The organism is Lentzea sp. NPDC036949, assembly GCF_055608075.1.
This window is the reverse complement of record NZ_JBVJRA010000002.1, coordinates 302,098-309,587: the sequence shown is the minus strand read 5'-3', so window position 1 is coordinate 309,587 and position 7,490 is coordinate 302,098. Positions and strand designations below refer to the sequence as shown.

The window sequence follows — 7,490 nt, the reverse complement described above, 5'->3', positions numbered from 1 at the left end:
ACCTGTCCTCCCGATCGTGTGGACTAGTGCGCTGCTTCCGCCATGCGGCGGCGGAGGCTGAGCGGGCGCATGTCCGTCCACACCTCACCGATGTGCGCGAGGCAGTCGGTCCGAGAACCCTCGGTGCCGTCCGCGCGCCATCCGGCGGGCAGGTCCCGGTCGGCAGGCCAGATCGAGTACTGCTCCTCGTCGTTGAGCACGACGCGGTAGGTCTGCTTGTCGTCCTGTTCCTCGGCCACGAGAACTCCTCAGGTGATCGTCTCCGGTCGCCTGAACAGTTCTCGCGGGCCCAATACTGCGTCTATACGCGAACTATCCGGAGCCGAGGCGCGCGGCCACCGGCTGCGGCGAAGCGCCGCCGGCCAGCCGGGGAACGTGCGAGAACCGCCCCAGGCCACCGGGCAGCACCCAGGCGCGCTCGCCCAGCACCGCCATGGCCGCGGGCAGCAGCACGCCGCGCACGACGGTGGCGTCGACGAGGATCGCCACGGCCATCCCGACGCCGAGCATCTTGTACTCGATGGCGCTGAGCGTGACGAAGACGGCGAACACTGCGGTCATGATCACCGCGGCGCTGGTGACCACCCCGGCGCTGCTGCCCACTCCCCCAACGACGGCGGCGCGCGCGTCGGCACCACCGAACCAGCGCTCGCGAATCCGGCTGAGGATGAAGATGTGGTAGTCCATGCTCAGCCCGAACAGCAGCACGAACATGAACAGCGGCAGCCACCCGACCACGCCGCCGTAGGACGTGAAGCCGAGCGCCGACTCCAGGTGCCCGTCCTGGAACACCCACGTGAGCACCCCGTAGGCCGCGCCGATCGACAGCACGTTCAGGCCGATGGAGATCAGCGGGATGGCCAGCGCGCGGAACGCCACGACCAGCAGCACGAACGCGAGCAGCAGCACGAACCCGAACACCAGCGGTGTGGTGGACCGGATCTGCGCGGTGAAGTCGTGGGCGAACGCCGTCTTCCCCGAGACCGCGTACGACACTCCGGGCACGTCGCCGAACGCGGCGGGCAGCGCCTGGGACCGCAGGTGCTCCAGGGCCCGGTTGGACAGGTCGTCGGTCCCGGTGCCGGCGAGCGGCACCCGCACCACCAGCGCGGAGTCCACCCGTGCCGCGGTGAGCGGCTCGTGCAGCAGCCCTCCGCTGGCCGCGATCTCCCGGCGCAACGCGGCGACGTCCACGTCGTCCACCTGCCCCCACAGCACGACCTGCGCGGGCGTCGGGGTGCCGGGGAACGCCTCCTGCATGCGGATCGCGCCGTCGACCGCGGCGACCGTGCGCGGCAGGCTGTTCACCGCGCCCGCGTCCTGCAACCGCATGTCCAGCGCGGGAATCGTCAGCACCACCAGCGACAGCGCGGCGAGCCCGCCCCACAGCCACGGGCGGCGCACCACCACGCGCGCGACGGCGGTCCACAGCCGTGACTCGCGCACGTGCGTGCGGCGCAGGAACGGCACGCGCACCCGGTCCACCCACGGGCCCAGCAGCGACAGCAATGCGGGTAGGGCGGTGACCGATCCGAGCACGGCCAGGCCCACCACCAGCGCGGTGCCGACGGTGAGGCCGCGGAAGTTGTCCAGACCGGTGAACAGCAGGCCCGCGACGCACAGCATCACGGTCAGCCCGGCCACCAGGACGACCCGACCGGAGGTGCGGGCGCTGATCCGCAGCGCCTCGGCCACCGACCGGCCCGCCGCGCGTTCCTCGCGTTCGCGGCGCAGGTAGAACAGCGAGTAGTCGATCCCGACGGCGATGCCGATCAGCAGGATCATCGACGACGTCGCGCTGTTCACCGGTACCCAGGTGCCGACCAGCCCCAGCAGCCCGAACGCGGCGACCACCGTGGTCCCGGCCAGCAGCAACGGCACCGACGCCGCGATCAGCGAACCGAACACGACCAGCAGGATGAGCACGGTGATCGGCAGGGAGATGAGCTCCGAGCGCTGGAAGTCGTCCTTCACCGCCTGGTCGACGGCTTTGGCCAGACTGCGGTCGCCCGCCTGGGAGAACCGCGTGTCCGGGTGCCGGGACGACACCTCGGACACGACGCGGACCACCGTGTCGTAGTTGCCGGCGATCCGGTCGTCGGGACCGGCGACGTGGAACGTCACGAGCGAGGGCGTCCCACCGGTGGTGGTCAGCTCGGTGACCGCGCCGCTGCCGCGCAGGGCGGCGACGAGGTCCTCGGTCCCCGCCCCCTCGACCAGCACGTTCTCCCGGACGGGGGCGTAGGTCCGTTGCCGGTCCAGCACCTCTCCCGCCACGCCGGACTCACCGGGGTCCCGTGCGGACGCCCCCTGTCCCGCCAGCGCACCGGCCAGCACGGCCAGCAACACGACCAGGAGCCATCCGGCCACCGCCACGCCCCGGTGCCGGACCGACCACGCGGCCACCCGTTCCACCAGTGCGACCTTCGACCTGCGCGCAGGCAGCATCGACTAAAGTCCTTCCTCGAAGGAGTGCTCACCAGAACTCGCCCTCGGGCGAGAGCCGCTTCTTCCGCTGGGCCGCCGAGTTGCCGCTCGCCGGCCCAGCACTTCCCCTACTCGACTTCCTTGAGGATGCGTTCGACCGACCGCATCCGCTCCTGCAGCTCGTCGAGCTTGCGCTCGGAGCTCTCCTGCGCCTGGACCGCCCGTTCGGCGAGCGCCCGGTACTCGTTCTCCCGCGCCAGCGCCGCCTTCGCCCGCCAGGTCGCGGCCAGCTGCCAGATGAGGACGGTCGTCACCGCGGTGATCAGGACGAACACCCCGACGACGCCGATGATCTCCTGCCAGTCGTAGGGGCTCATGCCTGCGCTTCCTTCTCCGTGAGAGTCCGCACGGCGACCGCCACCGACTCCGGTGACAGCTCGACGGCGAACGGTTCGACCTCGTAGAACTTCATCGCCTTGCCGTCCTCGGACAGCTCCAGGTGCGCGCGCACCAGACCGGCCGACTCCAGCTTGCGCAGGTGCACCTGCAGCAGCGCGCGGCTGATCCCGAGCTCGCGGGCGAGCGCGCTGACGTAGGTGCGCTCCCTCGTGAGCACCGCCAGCACCCGCAACCGGTGCGGGTTGGCCAGCGTCGCGAGGATGCGCAGCAGCTCATCCCCTGTCACAACTGAACCCTGCACATGCCAAGAAATGTTAGCAGGTGTCAGGCGAGCCTGCGATACGCCCTGGCCACCGCGACGAGGAACGCCGTGTCGCTGTCGAGGTCGCCACCGCCGGGCACGCCGACCTGCGCCTCCGCGGTGAACACCCGGCCTCGTGACGCGGCCTGCACCGCGTCCGCCAGCACCGCCGCCTCCACGTGCGCGTCGACGTCCGTTCCGCGCACCCCGTCGTGCTCGGCGGTGCGCCGGGCCCGCGCGGCGACCTCCGGGTCGAGGTAGGGCTGGAGCGCGACCCGGCCGTCCCGGATCTCGATCACCCGCCGGTACAGCCGCAGCCCCAGGTCGTCGGGCAGCAGGTCGACGGCGGCGCTGCGCGGCGGGTGCAGCGCGATGTGCGGGCTGACCCGGTGCAGGTCGACCCACAGCGGCCGCAGCCACCGGTACGTGCGGTACTGCTTCATCCGCGCCACCAGCGCGGTCAGCCCGATCCGGGGCGCCCACCAGCGGATCGTGGCGCCGCCGAAGGCGAACACGTTCGCCGCGAGCGGGAAGTACTTGTCCACGAACGGGACGGACAGGTACGGGAGGCCGAACCTGGCCGCCGCGAACAGCAGTCCTTTGTGGACGTGATAGGCCAGTGCGCAGAACCCGCCGGCCGCCACGAACCGCAACCCCAGGCGCAGCACGGCATCCGGCGTCACCCGCGCGAACCGCCACGACTCGCGCACGACCGTGGCGAACGCGGGGGTCAGGCACGCCGCGTAGAAGACCCAGTACTCCAGCACCCACGGCGTGCGCGCGTACCGCGTGGAGAAGCGGACGTCGTCCACGTCGACCGGGGCCAGCACGAACAGGACCACCAGCACCGCGAACCCGGCGAGCAGCCACCACGCGACGCGCCTGGACCGGCGCCGGGCGGTGAGCGGCGCGGTCAGCCAGGCGACGAACGCCAGCCCCGCCCACGCCACCACGAGCATCGTGCCGTGCCCGATGAGCCGGCCGATGTTGGGAACGCCGGTCACCCGCGCCGCGAACGCGTAGCCGGCGGGGGTCAGCACGATCAGCGAGATGCCGAGCGCCAGCAGGCCGAGGCGCACCGCGCGCTGGGCGTCGGTGCGCGGCCGGTACTCGCCGTTGACCAGCATGGCCACGAAGAAGCTGATCACCAGCAGGGGCGGCAGGTAGAACCGGAGTGCGTCCAGCATCAGCGCGGGTCTGGCCAGTTCAGCGCCTCGGAGATCCGGTGCGCGAGCCCTTCGGCGGGCGGTGCGGCCGGATGACCGGCCTGCTGCAGGATCAGCGACGCGAGCAGCTCGGCCTCCTGCTCCTCCACCGCCGAGTACCCGGTGCGCTCCAGCACCGAGCGGACCATGTCCGGGTCGAGGTGGGGCATCAGGTTCGCCGCGGGCAGCGGTGCCGCGTAGTGGTCGCAGAGCAGGTGGCACAGCTCGTGCAGGATGATGTGGTCCTGGTGCGGCCGCGTGGTCGCCTCTTCGTAGAAGATCAGGTCGCTGTCGTCGGTGGCGACCCACAACCCGAGCACGCCGTGCCGTCCGGTCATCGGGAGCAGCGTGATGGGCCGATCGCGCTGCCCGGCGACGAGGGCGCAGAGCGCGCGGACGTCGAACGGGTCGGGCATCGGCAGCTCCCGCACCCGTGCGGCACACCGGCGGCGCAACCGCCGCAGGCTCAGTCCCCCACCGAACACGACACCCCCCACCGGCGGGTCACGAGCCCGCTTCCTCCTCCGACCCCTCGGAAAGGCCTTCGAGCTCCCGCGCCCGTTCCACCATAGCGGTGAGCGCGTGCAAGCTCTTGGCCGACAAACCCGACGCCCGCAACGCCATCCGGCGCACCGAGCTGTCGCGCAGCGCGATCAGCAGCGCGAGCTCGGAGTCGATCATCTCGGTGACCGCGTCGTCGAAGAAGTAGGCGGGCGGCACGCCGAAGAACCCGGCGAGCGCCTCGAGGTGCCGCTTGGTGGGGTTGTCCCGCAGGCCCCGGCGCAGCTGCCACACGTAGGTGGCGGAGATGGTCGGCCCGCCACGGGCCTTGATCGTCTCGGCGACCTCGTCGAACGAGTACTCGCGCCCGGCACGCGGGCGCACGGTCCGGAACAGGTGGTCGACCTTCGCCGCCAGGGAGCCCTCCGGCGGCCCGTCCGCATCGGCCATCCACTACCTCCGCTGTCAGCACACCCGCCACCGGTGGGCCCGTCGACCCTACACGTATCAGCCGATGTGGATGAAAGGTACATGAACCACCCACCACAGTTGACGCCCCCCGGGGCGTCTCGGTACGTTGGCCTTGTTTGGGGATTAACCAACGAGATCGCGCGACAACTGGTGAGGAATGCGCTCGCCCAGGGGAACACCGGCGAGCGGATTTGGCGCGCACGACGACCGAGCTCACGGCCGGAACGCACAATCCTGGTCCGATCAGGTCCTGAGCTCGGTTCTTCAGGGTATGCACCAATCCTGAACTGCTGAAAGGTGCACACTTCGAATGGGGGAAGTGTCCTTTGGAGTTCCGAATACTGGGACCGGTCGGCCTGTGGCTGGACGGTGCTGAGCTTCCGCTGAAGGGTTCCAAGCAGCGCACGATCCTGGCGGCACTGCTGCTCGCCAGGGAGAAGGTGCTCTCCGACGCCCAGCTCGGCGAGGTGCTGTGGGGCAAGCACCCGCCCGCGACCTATCAGGCCCAGATCTACACCTACGCCTCCCGGCTGCGCAGGCACCTGCAGGGCAGCATGGCGCTGATCCGGCAGGGACCGGGCTACTTCATGCGGATCGGGGCGTCCCGGTTCGACTTCCACGAGTTCGAGGAGCTCGCGGGCACCGGCCGCGAGGCGTTGCGGGCCGGCCGGTTCGACCACGCCTCCGAGACGTTGCGCGGTGCGCTCGACCTGTGGCGCGGCCCGACGCTCACGGACGTGACCGACCTGCTGGCCGAGACCGAGCGGCCGCGGATCGAGGAGGTCCGGATGAAGACGCTGGAACTCCGGATCGACGCCGAGCTCGCACTCGGCCGGCACCACGAGCTCACCTCCGAACTGGTCGGGCTGGTGAACGCCAACCCGTTGCGCGAACGGTTCAGAGCCCAGCTGATGGTCGCGCTGTACCGGGCGGATCGGCAGGCAGAGGCGTTCGCCACGTTCCACGAGGGCAGCAGGCTGCTGTCCGACGAGCTCGGTGTCGACCCCGGACCGACGTTGAAGGGCGCCTACCAGGCGATCCTGACCAACGAGGTGCCGTCGGCGTTCCCCCAGCAGCGCCACGCGATGACCGCGGCGCCGAGACCGGTGGCGCTGGCCGCCGACACCCCGGACTTCACCGGCCGCGCCGCCGAGCTGACGCTCGCCGCGGACCGGCTGCGCCACAGGTCCGCGCCGCTGACGATCACCGGCATGGCGGGCGTCGGCAAGACCGCGTTCGCGTCGAGGGTCGCGGGCGGCCTGCGCGCGGACTTCCCCGACGGCCAGCTGCTCGTCGACCTGCGCGGCAGCGACCGCACGCCGCTGCCGCCGGGTGAGGCACTCGGCGCACTGCTCACCGCACTGGGCCTCGACGAGGCGTCACTGCCGACGAGCCTGGAGCAGCGGGCGCTGCTCTACCGGGGCTTGCTGGCCGATCGGCGGATGATCGTCGTGCTCGACGACGCCGCGACCGACCGGCAGGTGCGTCCGCTGCTCACCGCGGGAACGCACTGCCGCACGATCGTCACCACCCGCCGTTCACTCACGACACTGGCCGGTCAGTACACGCTCGACCTCGCACCCCTTGGCGACGAGGCCGCGCTGTCGCTGTTCACCAAGATCGTGGGACCGGAGCGCACGGCCGCCGAGTCCGGTGCGGCGGCGGGGATCGTGGACTTCTGCCACGGTCTGCCGCTCGCCATCCGGATCGCCGGCGCGCGCGTCGCGGCCAAGCGGCACTGGCCGCTGGCCCGGTTCGCCCACCGGCTCGCCGATCCCGACCGGCTGCTCGACGAGCTGCGGCTCGGCGACCTCGACGTGCGGGAACGGCTCACGGGCGGCAGCAGCTCGCTCGACCCGCGGGCCCGCGGCGCGCTGCTGCGGTTGTCACTGCTGGACCTGCCGTCATTCCCGCACTCGGTGACGAGCTCGCTGCTGGGCCTGTCCGACGCCGACGGCGAGCAGATCACGGAGTCGCTGCTCGACCTCCACCTGCTGGAGCTCGCCCACGTCGACGCGGAGGGCGAACCGGCCTACCGGTTCCACCCGCTCGCCCGGCTCGCGGCGCGGGAGACGGCGCTCGCCGAGGGGTTGTCGGAGCTGTCCCTCATCTGAGTCCCCGACCGGAAGGGGCTGCGCCCGGTGCACCGGGTGCAGCTCCTTCCGGCTTGTGGGATCCCCTCGCGG

At 71.3% G+C, this 7,490-nt stretch carries 8 protein-coding genes; 1 reads left to right on the top strand and 7 read right to left on the bottom strand.

Going from position 1 to position 7,490, the window contains the following annotated elements; genetic code table 11:
* Nucleotides 1-23 precede the first annotated feature (23 nt).
* The 7 genes from ACZ7CD_RS07575 to ACZ7CD_RS07545 form a co-directional block, all read right to left on the bottom strand.
* The gene (locus tag ACZ7CD_RS07575) at nucleotides 24-239 is read right to left on the bottom strand and encodes an MbtH family protein (RefSeq protein ID WP_360383759.1); all 216 of its coding nucleotides are present in this window, start codon (nucleotides 237-239) and stop codon (nucleotides 24-26) included.
* A gap of 73 nt (nucleotides 240-312) precedes the next feature.
* Entirely contained in the window at nucleotides 313-2,448 is a 2,136-nt protein-coding gene (locus tag ACZ7CD_RS07570) for an MMPL family transporter (RefSeq protein WP_458432394.1), read from the bottom strand.
* 107 nt (nucleotides 2,449-2,555) lie between these two features.
* Nucleotides 2,556-2,804 carry a hypothetical protein gene (locus tag ACZ7CD_RS07565; RefSeq protein ID WP_360383763.1) on the bottom strand — a complete coding sequence of 83 codons (249 nt, stop codon included), beginning with the start codon at nucleotides 2,802-2,804 and terminating at the stop codon, nucleotides 2,556-2,558.
* Nucleotides 2,801-3,112, bottom strand: coding sequence for an ArsR/SmtB family transcription factor (locus ACZ7CD_RS07560; RefSeq protein ID WP_360383766.1), 312 nt, complete (start codon nucleotides 3,110-3,112; stop codon nucleotides 2,801-2,803). Before ACZ7CD_RS07560 ends, ACZ7CD_RS07565 begins: the two co-directional genes overlap by 4 nt.
* A gap of 38 nt (nucleotides 3,113-3,150) precedes the next feature.
* Nucleotides 3,151-4,314 carry an MAB_1171c family putative transporter gene (locus ACZ7CD_RS07555; protein WP_470378544.1) on the bottom strand — a complete coding sequence of 388 codons (1,164 nt, stop codon included), beginning with the start codon at nucleotides 4,312-4,314 and terminating at the stop codon, nucleotides 3,151-3,153.
* Nucleotides 4,314-4,817 (bottom strand): hypothetical protein, encoded by a 504-nt coding sequence (locus ACZ7CD_RS07550; protein WP_360383771.1) that lies wholly within the window; start codon nucleotides 4,815-4,817, stop codon nucleotides 4,314-4,316. Before ACZ7CD_RS07550 ends, ACZ7CD_RS07555 begins: the two co-directional genes overlap by 1 nt.
* 19 nt (nucleotides 4,818-4,836) lie before the next feature.
* The gene (locus tag ACZ7CD_RS07545) at nucleotides 4,837-5,283 is read right to left on the bottom strand and encodes a helix-turn-helix domain-containing protein (protein WP_360383773.1); all 447 of its coding nucleotides are present in this window, start codon (nucleotides 5,281-5,283) and stop codon (nucleotides 4,837-4,839) included.
* A 347-nt stretch (nucleotides 5,284-5,630) separates the two neighbouring features.
* Here ACZ7CD_RS07545 and ACZ7CD_RS07540 point away from each other — a divergent pair, with 347 nt between their 5' ends.
* The gene (locus ACZ7CD_RS07540; RefSeq protein WP_470378543.1) at nucleotides 5,631-7,418 is read left to right on the top strand and encodes an AfsR/SARP family transcriptional regulator; all 1,788 of its coding nucleotides are present in this window, start codon (nucleotides 5,631-5,633) and stop codon (nucleotides 7,416-7,418) included.
* The last annotated feature ends 72 nt before the right edge of the window (nucleotides 7,419-7,490 follow it).

Bases quoted from the DNA above. Each gene is read 5' to 3' on its own strand.
- ACZ7CD_RS07570 (WP_458432394.1), bottom strand. From the start codon at position 2,448: ATGCTGCCTGCGCGCAGGTCGAAGGTCGCACTGGTGGAACGGGTGGCC.
- ACZ7CD_RS07565 (WP_360383763.1), bottom strand. From the start codon at position 2,804: ATGAGCCCCTACGACTGGCAGGAGATCATCGGCGTCGTCGGGGTGTTC.
- ACZ7CD_RS07555 (WP_470378544.1), bottom strand. From the start codon at position 4,314: ATGCTGGACGCACTCCGGTTCTACCTGCCGCCCCTGCTGGTGATCAGC.
- ACZ7CD_RS07545 (WP_360383773.1), bottom strand. From the start codon at position 5,283: ATGGCCGATGCGGACGGGCCGCCGGAGGGCTCCCTGGCGGCGAAGGTC.